Raw genomic sequence first — 24,721 nt, forward strand, 5'->3', positions numbered from 1 at the left:
CTGGCCCAGCGGGTCAGGGGCGCTGCACCGTCACTTAGCGGCTTCCAGGCGGATGCCGCGCACCTCGACCTCGTCGCCGGGCTTGAAATGCTTGCCCGGGGAACGGAAGCGCTGCACCGAACCGTCATCCATCTTCACCATGTAAGCCGGTTCGGCGAGACCGCTGGATTGCTGCGCGGCGCTGCCGCCAAAGTAGCCCGCGGCAGCGCCGGCCACGGCGCCAATGGGGCCACCAATGGCGCCGAGCATAAGCCCGGTCATGCCGCCGGACGTTTTGCCGACAGTGGTGTCAGGGACTTCGGATATCACTTCTGCGGCAAAAGTGACGGGCGAGGAGAGCAGGGCAAGGCACAGGGTGATGCTGGGGACTTTCATGGGGGTTCCCTTCGTATGGTGGATGGCGAAGGGGAATGGTCATTTTTCGTGCCAGTAATCAAACCCATGCAAATCAGTAGGTTGGGTTTTCAAGTGTCATTTTGACCAGGGTGCGAATGACAGCAGTCGTTGTCATTCTGACTGGGGCCGGCTTTCGTAGGGTGGATGGCGCTTTTTTCACCCACACAACGGTGTCGGACCGGGTGCCGAATGGTCGTTTGGCACCTTTGTGGGAGCGAATTCATTCGCGATTGAAATCGCTCCCACAGGAGCCCTCAGAGCTTGATCAGCACCGACTTCAGCTCGGTGTAGTGCTCGATGGCCGCCGCGCCCATCTCGCGGCCGACGCCGGAGAGCTTGTAGCCGCCGAAGGGCAGGGCCGGGTCCAGGGCGCTGTGGCAGTTGACCCAGACCGAGCCGGACTTGATGCGCGGAATCATCTTGTGTACCGCCGACAGGTCGTTGGACCAGATGCTGGCGCCCAGGCCATAGGGGTTGTCGTTGGCCATGCGCACCACCTCGTCGATATCGTCGAAGGGCATGGCCACCAGCACCGGGCCGAAGATTTCTTCCTGCACCAGGCGGTGCTGCTGGTCGACGTCGACGATCACGGTCGGCTTGACGAAGTAGCCGGGGCCGAAACCTTCGCCGCCGCAGGCGATGGTGGCGCCCAGTTCGCGGCCGAGGTTGATGTAGCCGGTGACGCGGTCTTGCTGCTTGGCGGAGACCAGCGGGCCCATCTGCACGCTGGGGTCCAGGCCGTTGCCGAGCTTCATGCCGTTGGCGATGCCCGCGATGTCGGCAATCACGTTGTCGAAGTGCTTGCGGTGCACATACAGGCGCGAGCCGGCGCAGCAGACCTGGCCCTGGTTGAAGAAGATCGCGCTGGCGGCGCCGGCGGCGGCTTCGGCGAGGTTGGCGTCGGGCATGACGATGGTCGGCGACTTGCCGCCGAGTTCCAGGGTCACGCGGGTCATGTTGTCCATGGCCGCCTTGCCGATCTGCTTGCCCACCTCGGTGGAGCCGGTGAAGGTCAGCTTGTCCACGCCCGGATGGCAGGTGAGGGCGACGCCGGCATTCAGGCCGGTGCCGGTGATGACGTTGAACACCCCGGCCGGGTAGCCGGCTTCCAGCACCAGTTCGGCCAGCTTGAGGGCGGTCAGCGGGGTTTCATCGGCGGGCTTGAGGATCACGGTGCAGCCGGTGGCGAGCGCCGGGCCGAGCTTCCAGCAGGCCAGCAGCAGCGGGAAGTTCCAGGCGACGATGGCGCCGACGACGCCGACGGCTTCGCGGCGGATGAAACCGTGGAACTGTTCGCCTGGCATCAGCGGCAGGGACGGGTCGACCGTGGTGCCTTCGATCTTGGTGGCCCAGCCGGCCATGTAGCGGAGGAAGTCGATGGCCAGCTGCACGTCCATGACCTGGGCCACGGCGGCGCTCTTGCCGTTGTTCAGGCATTCCAGTTCGGCCAGTTCCTGGGCATCGCGCTCCATCAGGTCGGCCAGGCGCCACAGCAGGTTCTGCCGCTCGCGGGGGCGCATGCGGCTCCAGGCGGAATCATCGAAGGCCTGGCGCGCGGCCTGCACGGCGCGGTCCACATCCTCGGCGGTGGCGGAGGGCACTTCACCGAGGATTTCGCCGGTCGCAGGATTACGGAAACTCATGGTGTTGCCGCTGGCGGCGTCCTGCCATTGGGCACCGATCAGCATCTTCAGCTTGCGATTGAGGAAGGCTTGGGTCTGGGGAAGGACGGGCAGGTCAGCGAGCATGGGGGGAAAGCCTCTGTTTATTGAAGTTGTACCCGGCTTTCGCAACCCCCATGCCAAGGCCGTTAATAAAACATAAGACTATGATTTAAAAAGAATTTAATGGTGTTATTCGATCGTCGTCGAAAGCCTCGCTGTTGCACTTTGAGACTCGCTGAGACGGGCCTGGAACAGTCGCAGTGTCTACCTTTACTGGATGCTGCGTGGTGCAGTCTCAGCGTGGAACAGTCTGTCGCGAAATTAGACGCCGGGGTCCACCGTCAGCATTCCCGCCAAGCCTGATTTTTAAGGCTAAATCGTTGTTATAAAAGGACTTTCATTGGCATGGCACACATTATGTATTTGCCGTGACAACTGCACCCGCTCCGCCGTGGGGTGCAAATCATAAGAACAACACCGTGGAGGTCTGACCTTGAAGACGACTCGACTCCGGCAGCACGCGGGCACCCTGGCACTGGCCATGGCGTCCCTGATGTTCGCCCAGGCCCATGCAGCGGAGGAGGGTCCTGCCCTCCTCAAGTCCAAGTGCATGGGTTGCCATATCCCCGAAGGCAACGATTCCTACAGTCGCATCAGCCACCAGCGCAAGACCCCAGAGGGCTGGCTGATGAGCATCGCGCGCATGCAGGTGATGCACGGCCTCAAGATCAGCGACGATGACCGCCGCACCCTGGTCAAGTACCTGGCCGACAAGCAAGGCCTGGCGCCGAGCGAGACCGAGGGTGTGCGCTACGCCATGGAGCGTCGGCTGAACACGGTTGAAAAGTTCGACGACCAGCTGAGTCAGACCTGCGGTCGCTGCCACTCGGGTGCCCGCGTCGCCTTGCAGCGCCGCCCGGCCAAGGAGTGGGAACACCTGGTCAACTTCCACCTCGGCCAATGGCCGTCCCTCGAGTACCAGGCCCAGTCCCGCGATCGTGACTGGCTGGACCTCGCCCTCAAGGAAATGGTGCCGGAACTGGCCAAGCGATTCCCGCTTGAAGACAAGGCCTGGGCCGACTGGCAAAAGGCCAAGCCCAAGGCTGATGCCCTGCCGGGGCAGTGGAGCTTCAGCGGCCATATGCTGACCAAGGGTGATGTGCGCGGCGTGATGACCGTGACCGCCGATGAAGGCGACACCTTCAAGGTCGAGGTGAAAGGCCAGTACGCCGACGGCACGCCGTTCAACGGCAGTGGCTCGGCCATTCTCTACAACGGCTACGAGTGGCGCGGCAACGTGAAGGTTGGCGAGACCAACCTGCGCCAGGTATTCGCTGCCCTGAACGGCGAGATGAAAGGTCGCATGTTCGAGGCCGAGCATGATGAGCGTGGCCTGGACTTCAGCGCCGCCAAGGAAGGCAGTGCCAAGCTGCTGGCCGTGCAGCCCGCCTTCATCAAGGCTGGCAGCGAAGCGGAACTGACCTTGGTGGGCAGTGGCCTTTCCGGTACTCCGGACCTGGGTGCCGGTGTCGAAGTGGTGAAGGTGCTGGAAGTCACCCCGAAACAGCTTCGCGTCAAGGTCAAGGCCGCAGCCGATGCGGCACCTGGCGTGCGCAGCGTGGCACTGGGCAAGCTCAATGGCGTCGAGTTGGCCGTCTACAAGGACATCGCCGAAGTGAAAGTGGTGCCCGAGTTCTCCATCGCCCGCGTGGGTGAGAACGGCGGCTCCACGCCCAAGGTTCAGGGCCGTTTCGAGGCCGAGGCCTGGGGCAAGGGCGCCGACGGCAAGCCCTACCGCATCGGCTACCTGCCGGCGAAATGGTCGGTGGAGCCTTTCGACGAGCGCGCCAAGGAAGACGAGGACGTGAAGTTCGCCGGCGTAATGCAGAAGGACGGTGTGTTCATCCCTGGCGGCGCCGGTCCGAACCCGGAGCGCAAGATGATGACCAACAACGCTGGCAACCTGAAGGTGATCGCCGAGCTGGAAGAAGGCGGCCAGAAGGGCGAAGGCCACCTGATCGTCACCGTACAGCGCTGGAACAACCCGCCGCTGCCGTAGCCGGCAGTGGCTCGGGCGGGTTCGTCCCGCCCGGATTCGCAACGACGATTGGGCAAATTTCCGGGAGGTCGCCATGGGCGCAATCTTGAATCTGGTCGAACGCAACCTGCACGAAGTGCGGGTGGATGCCGACCGCATGCTGTTCCACATCCCGAGCAGTTCGCTGTTCGCCGCCGACGAAATCACCGGCGGCATCATCGACGCGCTGCGCCAGCAGAGCTGTTCGTCCGAGGATCTGGTGCAACGCCTGGCCGGGCGTTTCGCCGGGCAGGACATCGATGAAACCCTGCGCGAGCTGATCGCGCTGGAAGTGGTTAGCGACGGCTCGCCGCTGACGCCGGAAATCGGCATCAGCAAGGTGGAGCGCACCGCGCTCAACACCGTGGTGCTGAACGTCAACACCGGCTGCAACCTGAGCTGCACCTACTGCTACAAGGAAGACCTCGACAAGCCTTCCGCCGGCAAGAAGATGGGCGCGGAAACCGCCGAGGCTTCGGTGGAAATGCTGCTCAAGGAGTCGCCCGACGAGGAGCGCTACAGCGTGGTCTTCTTCGGCGGTGAGCCGCTGTCCAACCGGCCGCTGATCGAGCACATGGTGGACTACTGCGAGCGTCGATTCGCCGAGGCTGGCAAGCAGGTGGAGTTCATCATGACCACCAACGCCACGCTGCTCACCGAAGAGATCATTGACTACCTCAACAAGCATCGCTTCGGGTTGTCGGTGAGCATCGATGGGCCGAAGACGGTGCACGACCGCAATCGCATCACCGTGGGCGGGCAGGGTACCTATGACGTGGTACGGCGCAAGGTGGATCTGCTGTTGTCGCGCTATCGCAGCCGCCCGGTGGGCGCGCGGGTGACCCTGACCCGTGGCATTACCGACGTCGAGACCATCTGGAACCACCTGTTCAACGAACTCGGTTTCGCCGAAGTCGGTTTCGCTCCGGTCACCTCCGGCGACATGGCGAACTACAACCTGACCAGTGAAGAACTGGTGGAGGTCTTCGCCAACATGAAGGCCCTCGGTCGTCGCTACCTGGAGGCGGCGTTGGAGCACCGCAACATCGGTTTCTCCAACCTGCACCAGTTGATCACCGACATCCACGAGGGCCACAAGAAGGCGCTGCCTTGCGGTGCTGGCCTGAAAATGCTGGCGGTGGACCACAAGGGCGAGCTGAACCTCTGCCACCGCTTTACCGGTTCCAGCCTGCCGACCTTCGGCAACGTGCACAGTGGCGTGAAACAGGTCGAGCTGAACGATTTCCTCTCCCAGCGCCTGGACCGCAGCGGCACCGGCTGCGACACCTGCCGCATCCGCAACCTGTGCTCCGGCGGCTGCTACCACGAGAGCTATGCCCGTTACGGCGACCCCACTCATCCGACCTATCACTACTGCGAGCTGATGCGCGACTGGGTGGACTTCGGCATCGAAGTCTACAGCCGCATCATGGCCGTCAATCCGGCCTTCATCAGCAGCTACATCTCCCCGCGGAAGGCGCACTGACATGAAACATCTGAAGCCGCTCAACAACAAAGCGCAAATGCTCGAAAAAGCCGCAGCCGAAGATCGCATCGAAGAAGTCATGGCCATGAGTGCGGTGGCCGGTTGTACCGCCACCACTGACCCGGGTTGGGAAGTGGACGCCTTCGGCGGCGTCGCCTCGCTCTGCCAGCCGATGGAAGCGGACCTCTACGGCTGCTCCGACCCTTGCTGGTGGCCGGCCCAGGTGCCCGACATGATGAGCACCTACCAGGACTGGAACGCCCAGGCGACCAACTCGCAAGAGGACTGGCGCAACCTCGGCACCGTATTCCCGAAAGACAAATGACCGGCGACAAGAACAAGAGGGGAAACCACATGAAACTCAAAGCCATCGCCAGCCTGGCGACCGCTGTCGCCGGACTCGCACTGGGCACCAGTGCCTGGGCCGCGGATGAAGCAGGCCCGGCACTGAAGTCCGGTCATGAATACATGATCGCCACCAACTACCCGAACAACCTGCACGTGGTCGATCTGGCCAGCGACAGCCTGTACAAGACCTGTCGCCTGCCCGACGCCTTTGGCCCCGGCACCGCGATGATGGCGCCGGACAAAAAGACCGCGTTCATCCTCAACAACCACTTCGGTGACCTGTACGGCATCGACCTGGACGGCTGCAAGACCGTGTTCCACGCCAAGCTGTCGCGCAATCCGGGCGAGAAGGTGCGCTCGATGTTCTCCTTCGCGCTCAGCCCCGATGGCAAGGAGCTCTACACCACGGTCAACCCGACCCAGATGATGAGCGACCACTACGTGGTCAAGCAGCCGCGCCTGGAGGTCTTCCGCACCAGCGACGGCCTGGATGCCAAGCCCGTGCGCAGCTTCCCGATGCCGCGCCAGGTCTACCTGATGCGCGCCGCAGATGATGGCTCGCTGTTCGTCGCCGGGCCGGACATCTACAAGATGGATGTGAAGACCGGCAAGTACGAGGTGGCGGTACCCGGCCGCAACTGGCAGCGCCCGCTCTACAGCGCGCCGGACGTCCTGTACTTCTGGCCGCACCAGACACCGCTCCACGAGTTCTCGATGCTCTACACCACGGCCAAGTTCAAGGACGAGAAACAGGACCTGGCCTCCGCCGACTTCATCTATGGCTTCGTCAGCATCGACCTGAAGACCGGCAAGGCCACCGTCCAGGATTTCGCGCCGCTGACCGAGCTGTACTTCACCGGACTGCGTTCGCCGAAGGACCCGAACCAGATGTTCGGCGTGCTCAACCGCCTGGCCAAGTACGACATCAAGGAGCAGAAGCTGATCAAGGCTGCGAACCTGGATCACTCCTATTACTGCGTCGCCTTCAATACCAAGGGCACCAAGCTCTACCTGGCGGGCACCTTCAATGACATCGCGGTGTTCGATCCGGATAGCCTGGAGAAGATCAAGAACATCAAGCTGCCGGGTGGCGACATGGCGATCACCACGACGCAGGTATTCGTGAGGTAAGGGCCAGACCTTGTGGGAGCGAATTAATTCGCTCCCACAGAATGGTCAAGGCCTGACCATCGGTGCCCGACGACCGAACCCATATCCGACCAATGAGTCACTAGACAGGAAAACCGGCTTTATTTACCTTTACGTTTACGTAAAGGTAAATAAAGCCCAGTACGTGCCCGGCCTCTCTGCCGTAGTTGGAGGCCAGTTGATCTGAGTCGATCCCAGCACAAAGACAAGAAGGGAAAGCCATGAATCACCAGAGCTACACCCGGGGGAGGCAGGACAAAGACCTGCTCGCCATGACCATAGGCGCGGCATTCGATGCCACCGTTGCCCAGTTCCCCGAGCGCGAGGCGCTGGTAGTCAGGCATCAGGGCCTGCGCTACTGCTGGAAGGAATTGGCCGAGGCAGTGGATCGCCACGCCCGCGCATTGCTCGCGCTGGGCCTGAACAGTGGCGACCGTTTAGGGATCTGGGCGCCCAACTGCGCCGAGTGGTGCATCACCCAGTTTGCCAGCGCCAAGATCGGCGCCATCCTGGTCAATATCAACCCGGCCTACCGCAGCAGCGAGCTGGAGTACGCGCTCAAGCAATCCGGCTGCCGCTGGGTGATCTGCGCAGATGCCTTCAAGACGTCCGATTACCACGCCATGTTCCTCGGCCTGGTGCCGGAACTGGCCGCTGCCGAGCCGGGCAGTCTGAATTGCGAGCGCCTTCCGGAACTGCGCGGCGTGGTCAGCCTGGCCGCTAACCCACCGTCTGCATTCCTGCCCTGGGCTGCACTTCAGCAGAAGGCGGGCGAGGTGAGTGACCAGACCCTGGCCGAGCGTCAGGCCAGCCTGCAGTTCGATGACCCGATCAACATCCAGTACACCTCCGGCACCACCGGATTCCCGAAAGGCGCCACCCTCAGTCACTACAACATTCTCAATAACGGCTACATGGTCGGCGAGAGCCTTGGCCTGACCGAGCAGGATCGCCTGGTGATCCCGGTGCCGCTGTACCACTGCTTCGGCATGGTGATGGGCAACCTGGGCTGCGTGACCCACGGCTCCACCATGATCTACCCGGGTGACGCTTTCGACCCGCTGACCACCCTGCGTGCCGTGGCAGAGGAGAAGGCCACTGCGCTCTATGGCGTGCCGACCATGTTCATCGCCGAACTGGATCATCCGCAGCGTGACGAGTTCGACCTTTCCAGCTTGCGTACCGGCATCATGGCCGGCGCCACCTGCCCGATCGAAGTGATGCGCCGGGTGATCAACGAGATGCACATGAGCGAAGTGCAGATCGCCTACGGCATGACCGAGACCAGCCCGGTGTCCTTGCAGACCGGCCCGGATGACGAGCTGGAACTGCGGGTTACCACCGTCGGCCGCACCCAGCCGCACCTGGAGAGCAAGATCGTCGACGCCGAGGGCAGGATCGTTCCGCGCGGCACCATCGGCGAACTCTGCACCCGTGGCTACAGCGTGATGCTGGGCTACTGGAACAACCCGCAGGCAACCACCGATTCCATTGATCCGGGTCGCTGGATGCACACCGGCGACCTCGCCTCCATGGATGAGAATGGCTACGTCTGCATCGTTGGCCGCAGCAAGGACATGATCATTCGCGGTGGCGAGAACGTTTACCCCCGCGAGCTGGAGGAGTTCTTCTTCACCCACCCGGCGGTGGCCGACGTGCAGGTGATCGGCATTCCCTGCAGCAAGTACGGAGAGGAGATCGTTGCCTGGATCAAGTTCCACCCCGGCCACACCGCCACCGAAGACGAGCTGCGTGCCTGGGCCAAGGAGCGTATCGCCCACTTCAAGGTGCCGCGCTTCTTCCGCTTCGTGGATGCCTTCCCGATGACAGTGACCGGCAAGATCCAGAAGTTCCGCATGCGCGAGATCAGCATCGAGGAACTGACCCCGACGAAGGACGGCAAGGTGACGGCGATTCGGTAGGGCCGTTGGGCAGAACTCTTCGCTCTTTTGTAGGTGCGAGTTCTTTCGCCAAGCGGGACACAGTCCTGCCATTCGGAACCCCATGGGGCAGCTGCGCTGCCCTTGGCGAATGAATTCGCCCCCACAGGTAAAGCCCCTACAATGCTGCATCGCCGGAAATCAGCACCAAGGGAGACCATGACAGGCACGTCTGCCGAGAAAGGCACCATCTCAGTCCGCCTGGTTCACGAAGCCCTGCTGGAATTGCGCCAGCGGGGCTTCGACGATTCGGGGCTGCTGCACCAGGCCGGCATCCCCGCCGAGCTGCTGGCCAAGCCCTATGGACGCGTGTCTTCGCAACTCTATGGAGCGCTCTGGCTGCTGATCGCGCAGACCATGGACGACGAATTCTTCGGCATGAATCCGCGGCGGATGAAGTCCGGCAGCTTCGCCTACATGACCCGCGCGGCGGTGAAGGAGCCCACGGTGGGCGCGGCATTGGAGTTGTCGCTGCGCCTGTTCGAGCTCATCTTCGACGGCCTCTCGCCTCATCTTGAATGTCGCGGGGGCCTGGCGGAGATCACCCTGGAGGAACCCGAAGGCCAGCAATGCCGTGCGTTCAGCTACTTCACCTTGTGGCTGATGATCCACGGCCTGATGTGCTGGCTGGCGGGGCGGCGCATTCCCATTCTCGGTGTCGACCTGCGCTGCGCGGTGCCGGACTACATCGAGGACTACCGGGTGATGTTCAGCACCAACCTGCGCTTCTCCCGCCAGCAGAGTCGCCTGCTGTTCAACGCTGACTGCCTGGAGCTGCCGGTACGCCGCAGCAGCCGCGACCTCAAACGCTTCCTCGGTGGCTTGCCGGCGAACATCCTGGTGCGCTACCGCGACCCGCAGAGCCTGGCGGCGCGCATCCGCGCCTACCTGCGCAGCATCAAGCCCGAGCGCTGGCCGGATGTGGAGGCGTTGTCCAGCCACTTCTACATGGCGCCTTCCACGCTGCGCCGCAAACTTTCGCTGGAGGGTCAGTCCTACCAGGGGCTGAAGGACCAGGTACGACGCGACCTCGCTATCGCGCGGCTGGACAACGGCGAAGGCAACTTCACTGAACTGGCCTTCGAGCTGGGTTTCGCCGATACCAGCGCCTTCTACAAAGCCTTCAAGAAATGGACCGGTTCGACACCGGGCCAGTACCGCTCATTGATCCATCCCGACTCAAGTTGAAGGTGTTATCTGCCTCTATTTCAAAGGCGCGCGACGTCCGCGCCCAATCGCCGACTCGAAGTACACAGGACCCTTGCCCATGCCCCTCAACCGACTTTCCATCCAGTGGAAGATCACCCTGCTGGCCGGCCTCTGCCTGCTGGCCATCGTTGCCGTGCTGATAGGCATATCGCTCTATCGCATGGGTGCGGGCACCGCGCTGGTCAAGGCGAACAGCGCGCAGATGCTGGAAGCGTCGGCCCGCGAGCGCATGGAGGGGGAGGGCAAGGTGCAGGCGCTGACCATCCAGCGATACTTCCTGTCGGCCTATCAGGACGGTCTCAATTTCTCCCGCCAGGTACTGCAGCAGCGGCGCCAGGCGCAGAAACTGCAATTGGACAGCCAGGCCCTGCGCGAGGACCTGCATCAGCAAGTGAAGGAAGCGCTGCAGGCCAATCCCCAACTGCTCAGCCTCTACCTGGTGTTCGAGCCGAATGCCCTTGACGGCAACGATGCGCTCTACGCCAACCGCGCCGAACTCGGCAGCAACGAGGTGGGCCGTTTCTCCACTTACTGGGCCCAGCGCGGCGGCAGCCTGAACAGCCTCGCACCGACCGAGGTGATGATCAGCGATGCCACGCCGATGCTCGATGGCAGCCCGTTCAATACCTGGTTCAACTGCCCGAAGCAGACCCTGAAACCCTGCCTGCTGGACCCGTACTTCGACGACGCCTCGGGCCAGAAGACCTTGATCACCACGCTCACCTTCCCGGTGATCGAGGACGGCAAGATGCTCGCGGTGGTCGGCATGGATATCAGTCTGAGCAATCTGCAGCAGCTGGCCAGTGCCGGTAGCCAGGGTTTGTATGAGGGCCAGGGTGCCATCAGCATCCTCAGTCCCGCCGGTCTGCTCGCAGGCCATAGCGCAGACGCCGGCCTGCTCGGCCAGGGCCTGGCCAAGGCCTACCCGAACGAAGCCTCCGTGCTGCTTGGCCTCCAGCGCGAGGGAAAGGCCCACGAACAACAGGCGAATGACCACCTGCAAGTACTCGCGCCGCTGCAGCCGATTCCGGAATCCAAAGCCTGGGCGGTACTGCTGGACGTGCCCCTGCCGACTCTCCTGGCGCCGGCCCTGGAGCTACAGAATGACCTGGACGCTCGCAATGCCCAGGGCACCTGGCTGGAACTGCTGTTCGGCATTGCCGCTGCCGTCACCGGCCTGCTGCTGGTATGGCTCACCGCCCGTGGCGTGACCCGGCCGATCCTAGGCGTGGCCAGTATGCTGAAGGACATCGCCAGTGGCGAAGGCGACCTGACCCGCCGCCTGGACTACGCCCGCCAGGACGAACTGGGTGAACTGGCCGGCTGGTTCAACCGCTTCCTCGACAAGCTGCAGCCGATCATTGCCGACGTGAAACGCTCGGTGCAGGACGCCCGCAGCACCGCCGACCAGTCCGCCGCCATCGCCAGCCAGACCAGCGCCGGCATGCAGCAGCAGTACCGCGAAGTGGACCAGGTGGCCACCGCCTCCAACGAGATGAGCGCCACCGCCCAGGACGTCGCCCGCAGCGCCGCCCAGGCCGCCGAAGCCGCGCGGGGGGCCGACCACGCCACCCAGGAAGGCCTCGGCGTGATCGGCAAGACCACCAGCGCCATCGAGCAACTGGCCAGCGAAATGAGTGCGGCCATGGAAGAGGTGCAGGCGCTGGCCAACAGCAGCGAGCAGATCGGCTCGGTGCTGGAAGTGATCCGCGCCATCGCCGAGCAGACCAACCTGCTGGCGCTCAACGCGGCCATCGAGGCGGCGCGTGCCGGCGAGGCCGGCCGCGGCTTCGCGGTGGTGGCCGATGAAGTGCGCAACCTGGCCAAGCGCACCCAGGACTCGGTGGAGGAAATCCGCCAGGTGATCGAGGGCCTGCAGAACGGCACGCGCGAGGTGGTCGGTTCGATGCACAGCAGCCACCGCCAGGCCCAGGGCAGCGTCGAGCAGGTGGAACAGGCGGTGACTGCGCTGCAACGCATCGGCGAAGCGGTGACGGTGATCACCGACATGAACCTGCAGATCGCCAGCGCCGCCGAGGAACAGAGCGCGGTGGCCGAGGAGATCAACCGCAACGTGGCGGCGATCCGCGACGTCACCGAATCGCTCTCCGGCCAGGCCGAGGAGTCCGCCCAGGTCAGCCAGGCGCTGAACCGCCTGGCCAACCACCAACAGGGGCTGATGGCGCAGTTCCGCGCCTGACCTCCCTCACCCCCACCCCTCTCCCAGAAGGCGAGGGGTGACGCGCGCCGGCGACTTCATACTCGCCAGCAACGCTCCGCTCTTCTGTCGGGGCGATTTCAATCGCCAAGCAGGCCGCAGTCCTGCCCTTCGCGAATCAATTCGCTCCCACAAGGTGCTTCTTCACCTGGTGCGATCCTGTCAAATCCGCTCATCCAGGTTGATGCCTTTCGACATTGCCGCAATCGGTCCTCGGCGCGACCATCCCGGTACTCCAACAAAAACAACCTGGGAGCCCATCCGATGCGCGATTACTTCACCGCTGCCGACGAGTTCGACTACGCCAGCGCCGCCTCCGCCACCCTGGCGGGCGATCTCGACGCCCTGAATGCCTGTGTCGAGTGCTGCGACCGCCATGCCGAACCGGGGCGCGTCGCGCTGGTCTGGGAGGGGCGTAACGGTGAGCAGGCCACCTGGACCTTCGCCCAGCTCAAGGAGGCCGCGGCTCGCTTCGCGAACCTCCTGCATGCCCGTGGCGTGCGCCCCGGCGACTGCGTTTCAGGCATGCTCCCGCGTACCCCGGAACTGTTGATCACCATTCTCGGTACCTGGCGTGCAGGCGCCGTCTACCAGCCGCTGTTCACCGCGTTCGGCCCCAAGGCCATCGAGCACCGGGTGCAGGGGGCAGGTTCGAAGCTGGTCGTCACCGATCTTGCCAACCGTCCGAAACTGGATGAGGTGGCGGACCTGCCGCAGGTACTGACTGTCGGCGACGACTTCTGGGCTGAGCTGGAACGCCAGGCGGACAGCTTCGAACCGGTCCTGCGCAAGGCATCCGATCCGTTTTTGCTGATGTTCACCTCTGGCACCACCGGCCTGGCGAAACCACTAGCCGTGCCGCTCAAGGCCATCGTCGCCTTCGTCAGCTACATGCGTGATGCGGTCGATCTGCGTCCGGACGACAAGTTCTGGAACCTGGCCGATCCGGGCTGGGCGTACGGCCTCTACTACGCCGTGACCGGTCCTCTCGCCATGGGCCACGCCACCACCTTCTACGAAGGCGGCTTCACCGTTGAAAGCACCTGCCGGATCATCCGCGAGCATGGCATAACCAACCTGGCCGGCTCGCCCACGGCCTATCGCCTGCTGCTGGCTGCCCGCGACGAGGTGGAGGCCGCGATCAAAGGCAACCTGCGTGCCGTCAGCAGCGCCGGTGAGCCCCTGACCCCGGAAGTGATCCGCTGGTTCGCCGAGGGCCTGGGCTGCACCATCCACGACCATTACGGCCAGACTGAACTGGGCATGGTGCTGTGCAACCATCACGCCCTGGAACATCCGGTGCGCCTGGGGGCTGCCGGCTTCGCCATGCCCGGCCACCGTGTAGTGGTGCTGGATGAGCAACATCGCGAACTGCCTGCCGGCCAGCCCGGCGTCCTGTCACTCGACATGCCGCGCTCGCCGCTGTTCTGGTTCCCCGGCTACCAGGGCATGGCCACCAAGGCGTTCGTCGGTGACTACTATCTGAGTGGTGACACCGTGGAGCTGAATGACGACGGCAGCATCAGCTTCGTCGGTCGTGCTGATGATGTGATCACTACCTCCGGCTACCGGGTCGGTCCATTCGATGTGGAAAGTGCGCTGATCGAGCACCCGGCGGTGATCGAGGCTGCTGTCATTGGCAAACCCGATCCGGAGCGCACCGAACTGGTCAAGGCCTTCGTCGTGCTGCATGCCGGCCACAACGCCGATGCCGAACTGGCCGACGTTCTGCAGCAATACGTGCGAAAGCGTCTGTCCGCCCATTCCTATCCGCGCGAGATCGAGTTCGTCGCGGAATTGCCCAAGACCCCGAGCGGCAAGATCCAGCGTTTCCTCCTGCGTAACCAGGAGATCGCCAAGGCCCAGGCGGCCGCCGCCAACTGAACCCCGAGGAGTAGCAATCGTGCGTATCGAGAATTCCGTTTTCCTGGTGACCGGCGGCAGCTCCGGTCTCGGCCTGGCCACTGCCCGTGAGCTGGTGGGGCAGGGCGGCAAGGTGGTGCTGGTGGACATCAATGCCGACGCCGGCAACGCCCGCGCCGAAGAACTGGGCGCCAACGCCCGTTTCGTGAAGGCCGACATCACCCGTGAAGAAGACGCTCGCGCCGCAGTGGCCGTCGCTGTAGAGGCCTTTGGCGGACTGCACGGGCTGGTCAATTGTGCTGGCGTCGCTCCGGCCGAGAAGATCATTGGGCGCAACGGCGCCCACGGGCTGGACAGCTTCGCCCGGACCATCAGCATCAACCTCGTCGGCAGCTTCAACATGCTGCGTCTGGCCGCAGAGGCCATGGCACAGGGTGAACCCAACGCCGAAGGCGAGCGCGGTGTCATCATCAACACCGCCTCGGTTGCGGCGTTCGATGGGCAGATCGGCCAGGCGGCCTATTCCGCATCGAAGAGCGGCGTGGTCGGCATGACCCTGCCAATCGCCCGCGAGCTGGCGCGCCACGGCATCCGCGTGATGTGCATCGCTCCCGGTATCTTCGAGACTCCGATGATGGCCGGCATGCCCCAGGAAGTGCGTGATTCCCTCGGCGCTTCCGTGCCGTTCCCGCCGCGCCTGGGTCGCCCGGCCGAATACGCCGCGCTGGTTCGCCACATCGTCGAGAACGCCATGCTCAATGGCGAAGTCATCCGCCTCGATGGCGCCATTCGCATGACCGCCAAGTAAGGAGAACGCCATGAACGGGGATTCCATCGTTATCGTCAGCGCCGTCCGAACCGCCATGGGCGGCTTCCTCGGTGACTTCAAGGACATGACTGCAGCGCAACTGGGCGCCGCCACCAACCGTGCCGCGCTGGAGCGTGCCGGCGTGCAGGGCGAAGCCGTGGACGAGGTCATCATGGGCTGCGTATTGCAGGCCGGCCAGGGCCAGGCCCCGGCGCGCCAGTCCGCTCTTGGCGCGGGCCTGCCACAGGGCGTGGTCTGTTCCACGGTGAACAAGATGTGCGGCTCGGGCATGAAGACCGTGATGCTGGCCCACGACCTGCTGCGTGCCGGCAGTGCCGACGTGGTGCTGGCCGGCGGCATGGAGAGCATGTCCAATGCGCCCTACCTGCTGGAACGTGCCCGCACCGGCTACCGCATGGGGCACGGCAAGGTGCTTGACCACATGTTCCTCGACGGTCTGGAAGACGCCTACGACAAGGGCCGCCTGATGGGTACCTTCGCCGAGGATTGCGCGAAAGCCTATGGCTTCACCCGCGAGCAGCAGGACGCCTTCGCCATCGCCTCGCTGACCCGCGCGCAGAAAGCCATGGCCGACGGCCGCTTTGCCGCCGAAATCGTTCCGGTGGAAGCGAAGTCCGGCCGTGATGTGGTGACCATCAGCCAGGACGAGCAACCGCCGAAGGCGCGCCTGGAGAAGATTCCTACCCTCAAGCCGGCATTCCGCGAGGGCGGCACCGTCACCGCAGCCAACTCCAGCTCCATTTCCGATGGCGCGGCGTCGCTGCTGCTGATGCGCCTGTCCGAAGCGGAAAAACGCGGCCTGACACCGCTGGCCCATGTCGCGGGTCATGCGTCCTTCGCCCAGGCGCCGAACCTGTTCACCACCGCACCGGTGGGCTCCATCCAGCGTCTGCTGACCCGCACCGGCTGGAGCCTGAACGAGGTGGACCTGTTCGAAGTGAACGAAGCCTTCGCCGTGGTGCCCATGGTCGCCATGCGCGACCTCGATATCTCCCACGACAAGATCAACGTCCATGGCGGCGCCTGCGCCCTGGGCCACCCCATTGGCGCCTCCGGGGCGCGGGTGCTGGTGACCCTGCTCAATGCGCTGACCCAATACGACCTCAAGCGTGGCGTGGCTTCGGTGTGCATCGGTGGCGGTGAAGCCACTGCAGTGGCCATCGAGCGAATCAGCTGAAGGAAGCGACCATGATCCCCTCCGAAGACGAAATCCAGATCCGCGACATGGCCCGTCAATTCGCCCAGGAGCGGCTGAAGCCGTTCGCCGCTGATTGGGACCGCGAGCACCGCTTCCCCGCCGAGGCCATCCACGAGATGGCCCAGTTGGGCTTCCTCGGCATGTTGGTGCCGGAAGAGTGGGGCGGTGCGGCCACCGGCCACCTGGCGTATGCCATGGCGCTGGAGGAAATCGCCGCTGGCGATGGCGCCTGCTCCACCATCATGAGCGTGCACAACTCGGTGGGCTGCATGCCCATCCTCAAGTACGGCAGCCAGGAGCAGAAGGAGCGATTCCTGCGTCCGCTGGCCTCGGGCGAGATGATCGGTGCCTTCGCGCTCACCGAGCCCCAGGCCGGTTCCGACGCCAGCGATCTGCGCACCCGTGCCCGCCGCGATGGCGACCATTACGTACTGAACGGCGCCAAGCAGTTCATCACCTCGGGCAACCATGCGGGGATGGTGATCGTCTTCGCCGTGACCGATCCTCAGGCCGGCAAGAAGGGCATCAGCGCCTTCATCGTGCCCACCGATACCCCCGGCTACCAGGTGGTGCGGGTGGAGGACAAGCTCGGCCAGCACGCTTCCGATACCTGCCAGATCCAGCTTGATGAGGTGCGGATTCCGGCCTCCCTGCGCCTGGGCGAGGAGGGCGAGGGTTACCGCATTGCCCTGTCCAACCTGGAGGGCGGGCGTATCGGCATCGCTGCTCAGTCCGTCGGCATGGCCCGCGCGGCCTTCGAGGCGGCGCGCGACTACGCCCATGAACGCAAGACCTTCGGCAAGCCGATCATCGAGCACCAGGCAGTGTCCTTCCGCTTGGCCGACATGGCCACCCAGATCGCCGTGGCGCGTCAGATGGTTCACCACGCCGCCAGCCTGCGCGAAGCGGGTATGCCCTGCCTGACCGAGGCCTCAATGGCCAAGCTGTTCGCATCGGAGATGGCCGAGAAGGTCTGCTCCGCGGCCATCCAGACCCTGGGTGGCTACGGCTACCTGAAGGACTTCCCGGTGGAGCGTATCTACCGCGATGTGCGCGTGTGCCAGATATACGAAGGCACCTCCGACGTGCAGCGCATGGTGATCGCCCGCAGCCTCTGAGCTTTGGGGCAGCTGCGCTGCCTTTGGCGAATGAAATCGCCCCTACAAGACTCCACATTCCTGTAGGGGCGAATTCATTCGGCAATCGGCCCGCAGCGCCAACCTCCCTTTCTCTTCAGGAATTCGATATGACCTACCAGACCCTGCTGGTGGAGCAGGCCGGCGCTGTCGGCCTGATCACCCTCAATCGCCCCGAGGCGCTGAACGCCATCAACACCCAGCTCATCGACGAACTGAACCAGGTACTCGATGGCTTCGAGCGGGACGCTGCCATCGGCTGCGTGCTGATCACTGGCTCCGCCAAGGCCTTCGCGGCAGGGGCGGACGTCAAGGAAATGGCCGAACTGTGCTTTCCCGGTACCTACCTCGATGATTTCCTCGGCCGCTGGGACCGCGTGGCGCAGCGTCGCAAGCCGATCATCGCCGCCGTCGCCGGCCACGCCCTGGGTGGCGGTTTCGAGCTGGCGCTGATGTGCGACTTCATCATCGCCGCGGACACGGCTCGCTTCGGCCTGCCTGAAGTGAAGCTGGGGGTGATTCCGGGGGCGGGTGGTGTCCAGCGGCTGACCCGCCTGGTTGGCCGCGCCAAGGCCATGGAGATGCTGCTGAGCGGACGCAGCATGGAGGCAAGCGAAGCCGAGCGTTGCGGGGTGGTTGCGCGGGTGGTGCCGTCCGCCGAACTGCTGGACCATGCCCTGGACAGCGCCCACCGCATCGCCGCGCAGTCACGCACGGCGGTGATGATGCTCAAGGAGTGCGTGAACCGGGTGGACGAAGGTTCGCTGGGGGAAGGATTGCGCTTCGAGCGGCGGCTGTTCCAGGCGGTATTTGCCACGCCGGATCAGAAGGAAGGCATGGGTGCCTTCATCGAGAAGCGCAAGCCGGAGTTTGGGCGGTGAGTCCAATCAGGGCGCAGTCTCTGTAGGGGCGATTTCAATCGCCACGCAGGTCGAAGACCTGTCCTGCAATGCCGAAGGGGGCAGCTACGCTGCCCTCGGCGAATGAATTAGCCCCTACAGGTTCTTCAGGCACGTTCCTTCTGCTCCTGCGCCGTCACCTGCTGGCAGATTTCGATGATCTGCTCGCGCATCCAGCGGTTGGCCGGGTCCTGGTCGGTGCTTTCATGCCAGTAGAGGTGAGTTTCCAGCGCGGGCACGTCGTGCACCGGCAGGTCCACGTAGTGCAGATCCTGGCGGCGGGCGAAACGTTCCGGGACAGTGATCGCCAGGTCGGTACCGTGCAACACGGTGGAAGCCATCAGGTAGTGCTGCGAGCGCAGGGTCACCTTGCGTTGGATACCCATCTTGCCCAGTGACAGGTCCACGTAGCCCAGGCCGCTGCGGCGGCTGGAAATGTGGATGTGTGACAGCGAGAGGTACTCGTCCAGGCTGATCTTGTCCTTGGCCAGCGGGTGGCCACGGCGCATGGCGCAGACGTAGCGGTCTTCCATGAGCTTGACGTGACGCACCTGCGGGTCGGTGTTCAGCGGGGCGTCCACGGCGAAGTCCAGGCGGCCTGCGGCCAGTTCCTTGGTGGTTTCCCGGCGCTTGGCCAGGAAGCTTTCGATCTGCACCGTGGGCGCCAGTCGGCGCAGGCGCTGGAACAGCGGCGGCAGGATCACCGTCTCGGTGAGGTCGGTCATGCTGATGCGGTAGGTCTTGTTCGCCTGCAATGGGTTGAAGGTGCGGCTTTCCTGTACCGAGACGCGCAACAACTGCAGGGCATTGCGCACCGGACCGATGATGTTCTGCGCCATGGGCGTGGGCACCATACCCTGGGCGGTGCGCACGAACAGCGGGTCGTTGAAGGTCTCGCGCAGGCGGGCGAGGGCGTTGGAGACGGCAGGTTGGGTGATGCCCACGATCTGGCCGGCGCGGGTCAGGTTGGCCTCGGTATAGATGGCGTCGAAGACGATGAAGAGGTTGAGGTCTACCTTGTTCAAATTCATGCCGGGCGTGCTCCTGAAAGTTGTTTTTATCAGCGGATCATATATCGGTGATGAATGTTCATAGATGCCGAAAATAGACTAGGGAAATCTTACGCCCTGTTCTAGCATCCTTACCAGACCTCACAAACAGACCCGCAAAAAGGTAGCCCCGCATGGATTTCGCCTATTCCCCGAAGGTCCAGGAACTGCGTGAACGCGTCACCGCATTCATGGACGCCTATGTCTATCCGGCCGAGCCGGTATTCGAGCAGCAGGTTGCCGAAGGCGACCGCTGGCAGCCCACTGCGATCATGGAAGAGCTGAAAGCCAAGGCGAAGGCGGAAGGGCTGTGGAACCTGTTCCTGCCGGAGTCCGAGTACGGCGCCGGCCTGACCAACATGGAGTACGCGCCGCTGGCTGAGATCATGGGCCGCTCGCTGCTGGGCCCGGAGCCGTTCAACTGCTCCGCGCCGGACACCGGCAACATGGAAGTGCTGGTGCGATACGGCAGCGAAGAACACAAGCGCCAGTGGCTGGAACCGCTGCTGCGTGGCGAGATCCGCTCGGCGTTCGCCATGACCGAGCCGGGCGTGGCTTCTTCCGACGCTACCAACATGGAAGCGCGCGCTGTGCGCCAAGGTGACGAGTGGGTCATCAATGGCCGTAAATGGTGGACCTCGGGTGCTTGCGATCCGCGCTGCAAGATCCTCATCTTCATGGGCCTGTCCAACCCGGATGCGCCGCGCCACCAGCAGCACTCGATGATCCTGGTGCCCCTGGACGCTCCCGGCGTGAAGGTCCTGCGCCCGCTGCCGGTATTCGGCTATGACGACGCGCCGCACGGCCATGCCGAAGTGGTCTTCGAGAACGTCCGAGTGCCCTACGAGAACGTATTGCTGGGAGAAGGCCGTGGCTTCGAGATCGCCCAGGGCCGCCTCGGCCCGGGTCGTATCCACCACTGCATGCGCTCCATCGGCATGGCCGAGCGCGCCCTGGAACTGATGTGCAAGCGCGCCGTCAGCCGTACCGCCTTCGGCCGTCCGCTGGCCCGCCTGGGTGGCAACGTCGACAAGATCGCCGACTCGCGGATGGAGATCGACATGGCCCGCCTGCTGACCCTGAAGGCGGCGTACATGATGGACACCGTCGGCAACAAGGTGGCCAAGAGTGAGATAGCCCAGATCAAGGTCGTCGCGCCCAACGTCGCCCTGCGGGTGATCGACCGCGCCATCCAGATCCACGGCGGCGCCGGTGTTTCCAATGACTTCCCACTGGCCTACATGTACGCCATGCAGCGCACGCTGCGCCTGGCCGACGGCCCGGACGAAGTGCATCGTGCAGCCATCGGCAAGTTCGAGATCGGCAAGTACGTGCCGAAGGAAATGCTGCGCAGCGGTCAGTGATCGCCTGAAATGAAAAGGCCCGCATTTTGCGGGCCTTTTCGTTTCTCACATCCATCGTTGATGCGCCGGTCGTATCAATCCTTCTCAGGCACCGGGTTCCTGGCCTTCAGCCAGCCCATCCGCAGGTGCAACTGGGCGGCGAATGCGCGGGCGGCCAGTTCCTCCTGGAAGGTCAGGCTGCGATGCCCAAGGCGCACCCGCCAGTAGACACGGCCGCTTTTCTCGAAGGGTTCGATCCGCACTTCATCCATGTTTCTCCAGGTCTCCCGAGGCTTTGGCCGGGCGGTCGCGTGTTTTCAACAGGGACAGGAGCACGCCGCCGGCAAGTAGACCGAAGGTTACGCCAAGGGACAGCAGCGGGGGAATCTTGCCGATGAATCCGTGCAGGAAAATCTTGCCGCCGATGAAGATCAGTACCAGGGCCAGGGCGTACTTCAGGTAGACGAAGCGGTGCATCAGTGCCGCAAGGGCGAAGTACAGGGCACGCAGACCGAGGATGGCGAAGATGTTCGAGGTGTAGACGATGAACGGGTCCTGGGTGATGGCGAATATCGCCGGGACGCTGTCCACCGCGAATACCAGGTCAGCCAGCTCGATCAGCACCAGGGCCAGGAACAACGGTGTGGCGTAGAGCATGGGCTTGCTCTCGCCAACCTGCTTCAGACGCACGAAGAAGTGCGAGCCATGCAGATCGTCGGTCACGCGGATGTGGCGGCGGACGAATTTCAGCACCGGGTTGTTGGCGAGGTCCGGGTGGGCCTCTTCCCTGGTGAAAAGCATCTTCACGCCGGTGAACAGCAGGAAGGCGCCGAACACGTAGAGGATCCAGTCGAACTCCTTCACCAGCGCGCTACCCAGACCGATCATGATGGCGCGTAGCACCACCACGCCGAGGATGCCCCAGAACAGCACGCGGTGCTGATAACGGCGGGGGATGGCGAAGAAGCCGAAGATCATGGCCATGACGAAGACGTTGTCCATGGACAAGGACTGTTCGACCAGGAAGCCGGTGTAGAACTCAAGGGCGCTCTGCGCGCCCAGCTCGAACCACACCCAGACGCCAAACAGCACACCCACGCTGAAATAGCCGCCATAGAGCAGCAGGCTTTCGCGTACCTCGATTTCGTGCTGGTCACGGTGCAGCACCCCGAGGTCGAAGACCAGCAAGGCGAGGACTATTGCGAGGAAGACGAGCCACAACCAGGTGGCGGTGCCGAGGAAGTCGGCTGTGAGAAACGCGTGCAGAGCTGCCATGAGCCCCTCCTTATGTCGTTGATGAAACGTGACTCCGACATGGCGGCTGGCAAGCCGTCAGAGGGGCCCGGCGTCACATGGGAAAGCCTACCGGTGGCCGGGTATGGGAGGAACGGAGCCGCTGTAACAATTCTTTGCCCCTTGTGAGAAATCTCCAAGAATTACATGCGAATGAATCATAAATGCAGGTGTAAACAATTACTATTCGATGGTAATTTCCGCATCCGCCGTCAGATGCGATCGCACCTGCACGGTTGACGGTGCGAATGCGAGTGACGTGCACCGCACGAAAAAAAGAAGAAGACCGTTGGTTAGCCAGCCAACAAGACAGACCATCCAAGGGGTTTGAGAGTGCAACAGCAAAATGCGTTCAATGTGACGGAAACGGCTGGGGATGCCGGTGTCGCGCGGCTCAAGCGTCATCCGTTGTCCGTGGCGATCCTGGGCGTGGCCCTGGCGTTGCAGGCAGTTGCAGTGCTGGCCGAAGAGCAGGAAGGCAACGGATCGCTGGAACTGGTGGCTACGTCCATCACCGATAACCGCCTCGGGGAAACCACCGAGGGTACCGGTTCCTACACCACCGGCTCGACGCGTACCGCCACAAAGCTGTCGCTGTCGCCTCGCGAGACTCCGCAGTCGATCAGCGTCATCACCCGTCAACAGATGGATGACCAGAACCTGACCAGCATCGGCGATGTGCTGTCGAAGACTCCCGGCATCACCATCAACAAGCTCGACAGCAGCCGCGCCAGCTTCAAGTCCCGTGGCTTCGAGATCGACAACTTCCAGATCGATGGCATCCCGGCGGCTTTCCGCTTCGGCAACGGCATCGACCAGGCGGACATGGTGATCTACGACCGCGTGGAAGTCCTCAAGGGCTCCACAGGCCTGCTCAGTGGCTTCGGCAGCCCCTCGGCCACCGTCAACCTGGTGCGCAAGCGTCCGACCAAGGAACTCTCCGGCTACATCTCCGCCGGCGCTGGCAGCTGGGATACCTACCGCAGTGAGTTCGACATCGGCGGTTCGCTGACCCCGCAAGGCAACGTGCGTGGGCGTTTCGTCACCGCCTATGAGGATGGTCATTCGTTCATGGATCACCTGTCCGAGAAGAAGCAGGTGTTCTACGGCATTCTCGAAACAGATATCTCCGAAGACACTCTCCTGAGTGCTGGCGTCAGCCGCCAGACCAACCGCCCGGATGGCTCCTCCTGGGGCTCCTCGGTGCCGCTGCTCGACAGCAATGGCAACGAAATCAACATGTCCCGTTCGCACAATCCAGGCACCAAGTGGAGTCAGTGGGACAACACCACCGACAACGCCTTCGTGACCCTGGAGCAGCGCCTTGCCTACGACTGGATGGTGAAGGCCTCGATCAGTCGCACCGAGACTGATTCGCCCATCACCCTGGGTTCGGCCGCCAGCGGCAACCCGAATCCGGTAGACGGCACTGGTATGTTCGTCTGGCGCGGCAAGTACGACTACGAGACCAGCCAGAACGCCTACGACCTGTACGCCAGCGGTCCGTTCCAGCTACTGGGGCGTGAGCATGAGCTGGTGGTCGGCCTGTCCCATCGCGACATTGAGTCGGACGAAACCAACTGGCCGTTCTTCTTCGACGCCGCGCCGAGCGTCTTTGGCTGGAACGGCGACTTCCCCGAGCCCGACTGGGGCAACCCGCAGTCCAAGGTCAAGACCGAGCTGAAAGAGTCTGCCGCCTACCTGACCAGCCGCTTCAAGCCGACCGACGATCTGTCGATCATCCTTGGCACCCGCGTTTCCAACTGGAAGCTGGACAGCACTGGCACCGACCTGACCTCGGGCCAGAGCGCCAAGTTGCAGAGCCTGCGTGAAACCGGCGTAGTGGTTCCTTACGCCGGCGTGGTCTACGACCTCAACGACACCTACTCGGTCTATGCCAGCTACACCAGCATCTTCAAGCCTCATGAGAGTGAGCAGGATGCCAACGGCAAGGCCATCGAGCCGGAAGAGGGTGATGCCTACGAACTGGGCCTGAAGGCGGAACTCTTCGACGGGCGCCTTAACGCCAGCGCGGCGATCTTCGAGGTCAAGCAGGACAACCTGGCTGAAGAAATCGGCTTCGACCTGGCAACCAACAAGTCCATTTACCGAGCGGTGCAGGGCGCCAAGACCAAGGGCTTCGAGCTCGAAGTCGCCGGCGAGTTGATGCCGGACTGGAACGTGCAGGGTGGCTACACCCACCGCATCACGCGCGATGGGGATGACGACAAGATCTCCACCACTGAGCCGGAAGACATGTTCCGCGTGTCCACCAGCTACCGCCTGCCGGGCCAGTTCAACAAGCTGACCATCGGTGGTTCGGCCAGCTGGCAGAGCAAGATCTGGAAGGACATCTGGAACCCGGCGACCAACGCCAGCGACTACGAGTACACCCAGGAAAGTTACTGGGTGCTGGATGCCATGGCGAAGTACCAGGTCACCGAACAGTTGTCCGTCACCCTCAACGGCAACAACCTCACCGACAAGAAGTACTTCAGCAACCTGGGCTTCTATGACGGTGGTTTCTACGGCGACCCGCGTAACTTCATGCTGACCACCCGCTTCGACTTCTGATGCGGCGAGGCCCCCCTCCCGTTTGGGAGAGGGGGCTCGGATTTCCTGCA

Annotated in this window: 19 protein-coding genes and 1 pseudogene; 15 read left to right on the forward strand and 5 right to left on the reverse strand. The window is 63.4% G+C overall.

Annotation, left to right across the window (positions count from 1 at the left end; all coding sequences use genetic code 11):
• Positions 1-30 precede the first annotated feature (30 nt).
• Together SA496_RS09765 and SA496_RS09770 are read right to left on the reverse strand one after the other, a co-directional pair.
• Positions 31-375, reverse strand: coding sequence for a hypothetical protein (locus SA496_RS09765; RefSeq protein ID WP_120651405.1), 345 nt, complete (start codon positions 373-375; stop codon positions 31-33).
• A 275-nt stretch (positions 376-650) separates the two neighbouring features.
• Entirely contained in the window at positions 651-2,144 is a 1,494-nt protein-coding gene (locus SA496_RS09770) for an aldehyde dehydrogenase family protein (protein WP_330115342.1), read from the reverse strand.
• A 409-nt stretch (positions 2,145-2,553) separates the two neighbouring features.
• Between SA496_RS09770 and peaA the strand changes: the two genes are divergently transcribed.
• The 13 genes and pseudogenes from peaA to SA496_RS09830 all read left to right on the forward strand — a co-directional run bounded on the left by peaA (position 2,554) and on the right by SA496_RS09830 (position 18,394).
• The gene (peaA, locus tag SA496_RS09775; RefSeq protein ID WP_120651403.1) at positions 2,554-4,119 is read left to right on the forward strand and encodes a quinohemoprotein amine dehydrogenase subunit alpha; all 1,566 of its coding nucleotides are present in this window, start codon (positions 2,554-2,556) and stop codon (positions 4,117-4,119) included.
• A 73-nt stretch (positions 4,120-4,192) separates the two neighbouring features.
• Positions 4,193-5,623 carry a quinohemoprotein amine dehydrogenase maturation protein gene (peaB, locus tag SA496_RS09780; protein WP_153918655.1) on the forward strand — a complete coding sequence of 477 codons (1,431 nt, stop codon included), beginning with the start codon at positions 4,193-4,195 and terminating at the stop codon, positions 5,621-5,623.
• Between the two features lies 1 nt (position 5,624).
• A complete protein-coding gene (qhpC, locus tag SA496_RS09785; RefSeq protein ID WP_028627367.1) occupies positions 5,625-5,948 on the forward strand; it encodes a quinohemoprotein amine dehydrogenase subunit gamma in 324 nt (107 codons plus the stop codon).
• Positions 5,949-5,977: 29 nt separating this feature from the next.
• Positions 5,978-7,102: a quinohemoprotein amine dehydrogenase subunit beta gene (gene peaD / locus SA496_RS09790; protein ID WP_330115343.1), complete on the forward strand. Its 1,125-nt coding sequence runs from the start codon at positions 5,978-5,980 to the stop codon at positions 7,100-7,102.
• Positions 7,103-7,341: 239 nt separating this feature from the next.
• Complete coding sequence (locus SA496_RS09795; RefSeq protein WP_153918660.1) at positions 7,342-9,042, forward strand: AMP-binding protein; 1,701 nt, start codon at positions 7,342-7,344, stop codon at positions 9,040-9,042.
• Between the two features lie 177 nt (positions 9,043-9,219).
• The gene (locus SA496_RS09800) at positions 9,220-10,248 is read left to right on the forward strand and encodes an AraC family transcriptional regulator (RefSeq protein WP_120651400.1); all 1,029 of its coding nucleotides are present in this window, start codon (positions 9,220-9,222) and stop codon (positions 10,246-10,248) included.
• 250 nt (positions 10,249-10,498) lie between these two features.
• Positions 10,499-11,611 (forward strand): annotated as a pseudogene (locus SA496_RS29155) (PDC sensor domain-containing protein); the annotation flags it as partial.
• Positions 11,612-11,713: 102 nt separating this feature from the next.
• A complete protein-coding gene (locus SA496_RS29160) occupies positions 11,714-12,469 on the forward strand; it encodes a methyl-accepting chemotaxis protein (protein ID WP_371924409.1) in 756 nt (251 codons plus the stop codon).
• A gap of 282 nt (positions 12,470-12,751) precedes the next feature.
• A complete protein-coding gene (locus tag SA496_RS09810; RefSeq protein ID WP_330115344.1) occupies positions 12,752-14,371 on the forward strand; it encodes an acyl-CoA synthetase in 1,620 nt (539 codons plus the stop codon).
• 19 nt (positions 14,372-14,390) lie between these two features.
• Positions 14,391-15,158 (forward strand): 3-hydroxyacyl-CoA dehydrogenase, encoded by a 768-nt coding sequence (locus SA496_RS09815; RefSeq protein ID WP_330115345.1) that lies wholly within the window; start codon positions 14,391-14,393, stop codon positions 15,156-15,158.
• A gap of 10 nt (positions 15,159-15,168) precedes the next feature.
• Complete coding sequence (locus SA496_RS09820) at positions 15,169-16,356, forward strand: acetyl-CoA C-acyltransferase (RefSeq protein WP_120651396.1); 1,188 nt, start codon at positions 15,169-15,171, stop codon at positions 16,354-16,356.
• 11 nt (positions 16,357-16,367) lie between these two features.
• On the forward strand, positions 16,368-17,495 hold the full coding sequence (locus SA496_RS09825) for an acyl-CoA dehydrogenase family protein (protein WP_120651395.1): 1,128 nt from the start codon (positions 16,368-16,370) through the stop codon (positions 17,493-17,495).
• A gap of 128 nt (positions 17,496-17,623) precedes the next feature.
• Positions 17,624-18,394 (forward strand): enoyl-CoA hydratase-related protein, encoded by a 771-nt coding sequence (locus tag SA496_RS09830; RefSeq protein ID WP_120651394.1) that lies wholly within the window; start codon positions 17,624-17,626, stop codon positions 18,392-18,394.
• A gap of 125 nt (positions 18,395-18,519) precedes the next feature.
• Here SA496_RS09830 and SA496_RS09835 read toward each other — a convergent pair whose 3' ends face one another.
• Positions 18,520-19,443, reverse strand: a complete 924-nt coding sequence (locus tag SA496_RS09835) for a LysR family transcriptional regulator (protein ID WP_120651393.1) — start codon at positions 19,441-19,443, stop codon at positions 18,520-18,522.
• 152 nt (positions 19,444-19,595) lie between these two features.
• Between SA496_RS09835 and SA496_RS09840 the strand changes: the two genes are divergently transcribed.
• Entirely contained in the window at positions 19,596-20,825 is a 1,230-nt protein-coding gene (locus SA496_RS09840; protein ID WP_120651392.1) for an acyl-CoA dehydrogenase, read from the forward strand.
• Between the two features lie 74 nt (positions 20,826-20,899).
• Here SA496_RS09840 and SA496_RS09845 read toward each other — a convergent pair whose 3' ends face one another.
• Together SA496_RS09845 and SA496_RS09850 are read right to left on the reverse strand one after the other, a co-directional pair.
• On the reverse strand, positions 20,900-21,076 hold the full coding sequence (locus tag SA496_RS09845; RefSeq protein WP_162945817.1) for a hypothetical protein: 177 nt from the start codon (positions 21,074-21,076) through the stop codon (positions 20,900-20,902).
• Positions 21,069-22,079 (reverse strand): TerC family protein, encoded by a 1,011-nt coding sequence (locus tag SA496_RS09850; protein ID WP_120651391.1) that lies wholly within the window; start codon positions 22,077-22,079, stop codon positions 21,069-21,071. The genes SA496_RS09845 and SA496_RS09850 overlap by 8 nt, the downstream gene beginning before the upstream one ends.
• Before the next feature lie 351 nt (positions 22,080-22,430).
• Here SA496_RS09850 and SA496_RS09855 point away from each other — a divergent pair, with 351 nt between their 5' ends.
• Positions 22,431-24,671, forward strand: coding sequence for a TonB-dependent siderophore receptor (locus SA496_RS09855; RefSeq protein ID WP_330115346.1), 2,241 nt, complete (start codon positions 22,431-22,433; stop codon positions 24,669-24,671).
• Positions 24,672-24,721: the final 50 nt, after the last annotated feature.

The organism is Pseudomonas sp. JS3066 (genome assembly GCF_036328175.1).
Lineage (GTDB): Bacteria > Pseudomonadota > Gammaproteobacteria > Pseudomonadales > Pseudomonadaceae > Metapseudomonas.

What these genes read in the sequence shown, in the direction of transcription:
- SA496_RS09825 (WP_120651395.1), top strand. Translation starts at nt 16,368, where the DNA reads ATGATCCCCTCCGAAGACGAAATCCAGATCCGCGACATGGCCCGTCAA.
- SA496_RS09800 (WP_120651400.1), top strand. Translation starts at nt 9,220, where the DNA reads ATGACAGGCACGTCTGCCGAGAAAGGCACCATCTCAGTCCGCCTGGTT.
- SA496_RS09820 (WP_120651396.1), top strand. Translation starts at nt 15,169, where the DNA reads ATGAACGGGGATTCCATCGTTATCGTCAGCGCCGTCCGAACCGCCATG.
- SA496_RS09770 (WP_330115342.1), bottom strand. Translation starts at nt 2,144, where the DNA reads ATGCTCGCTGACCTGCCCGTCCTTCCCCAGACCCAAGCCTTCCTCAAT.
- SA496_RS09810 (WP_330115344.1), top strand. Translation starts at nt 12,752, where the DNA reads ATGCGCGATTACTTCACCGCTGCCGACGAGTTCGACTACGCCAGCGCC.
- SA496_RS09830 (WP_120651394.1), top strand. Translation starts at nt 17,624, where the DNA reads ATGACCTACCAGACCCTGCTGGTGGAGCAGGCCGGCGCTGTCGGCCTG.
- SA496_RS09835 (WP_120651393.1), bottom strand. Translation starts at nt 19,443, where the DNA reads ATGAATTTGAACAAGGTAGACCTCAACCTCTTCATCGTCTTCGACGCC.
- peaB (WP_153918655.1), top strand. Translation starts at nt 4,193, where the DNA reads ATGGGCGCAATCTTGAATCTGGTCGAACGCAACCTGCACGAAGTGCGG.
- SA496_RS09765 (WP_120651405.1), bottom strand. Translation starts at nt 375, where the DNA reads ATGAAAGTCCCCAGCATCACCCTGTGCCTTGCCCTGCTCTCCTCGCCC.
- SA496_RS09795 (WP_153918660.1), top strand. Translation starts at nt 7,342, where the DNA reads ATGAATCACCAGAGCTACACCCGGGGGAGGCAGGACAAAGACCTGCTC.
- peaD (WP_330115343.1), top strand. Translation starts at nt 5,978, where the DNA reads ATGAAACTCAAAGCCATCGCCAGCCTGGCGACCGCTGTCGCCGGACTC.
- qhpC (WP_028627367.1), top strand. Translation starts at nt 5,625, where the DNA reads ATGAAACATCTGAAGCCGCTCAACAACAAAGCGCAAATGCTCGAAAAA.
- SA496_RS09845 (WP_162945817.1), bottom strand. Translation starts at nt 21,076, where the DNA reads ATGGATGAAGTGCGGATCGAACCCTTCGAGAAAAGCGGCCGTGTCTAC.
- SA496_RS29160 (WP_371924409.1), top strand. Translation starts at nt 11,714, where the DNA reads ATGCAGCAGCAGTACCGCGAAGTGGACCAGGTGGCCACCGCCTCCAAC.
- SA496_RS09850 (WP_120651391.1), bottom strand. Translation starts at nt 22,079, where the DNA reads ATGGCAGCTCTGCACGCGTTTCTCACAGCCGACTTCCTCGGCACCGCC.
- SA496_RS09840 (WP_120651392.1), top strand. Translation starts at nt 19,596, where the DNA reads ATGGATTTCGCCTATTCCCCGAAGGTCCAGGAACTGCGTGAACGCGTC.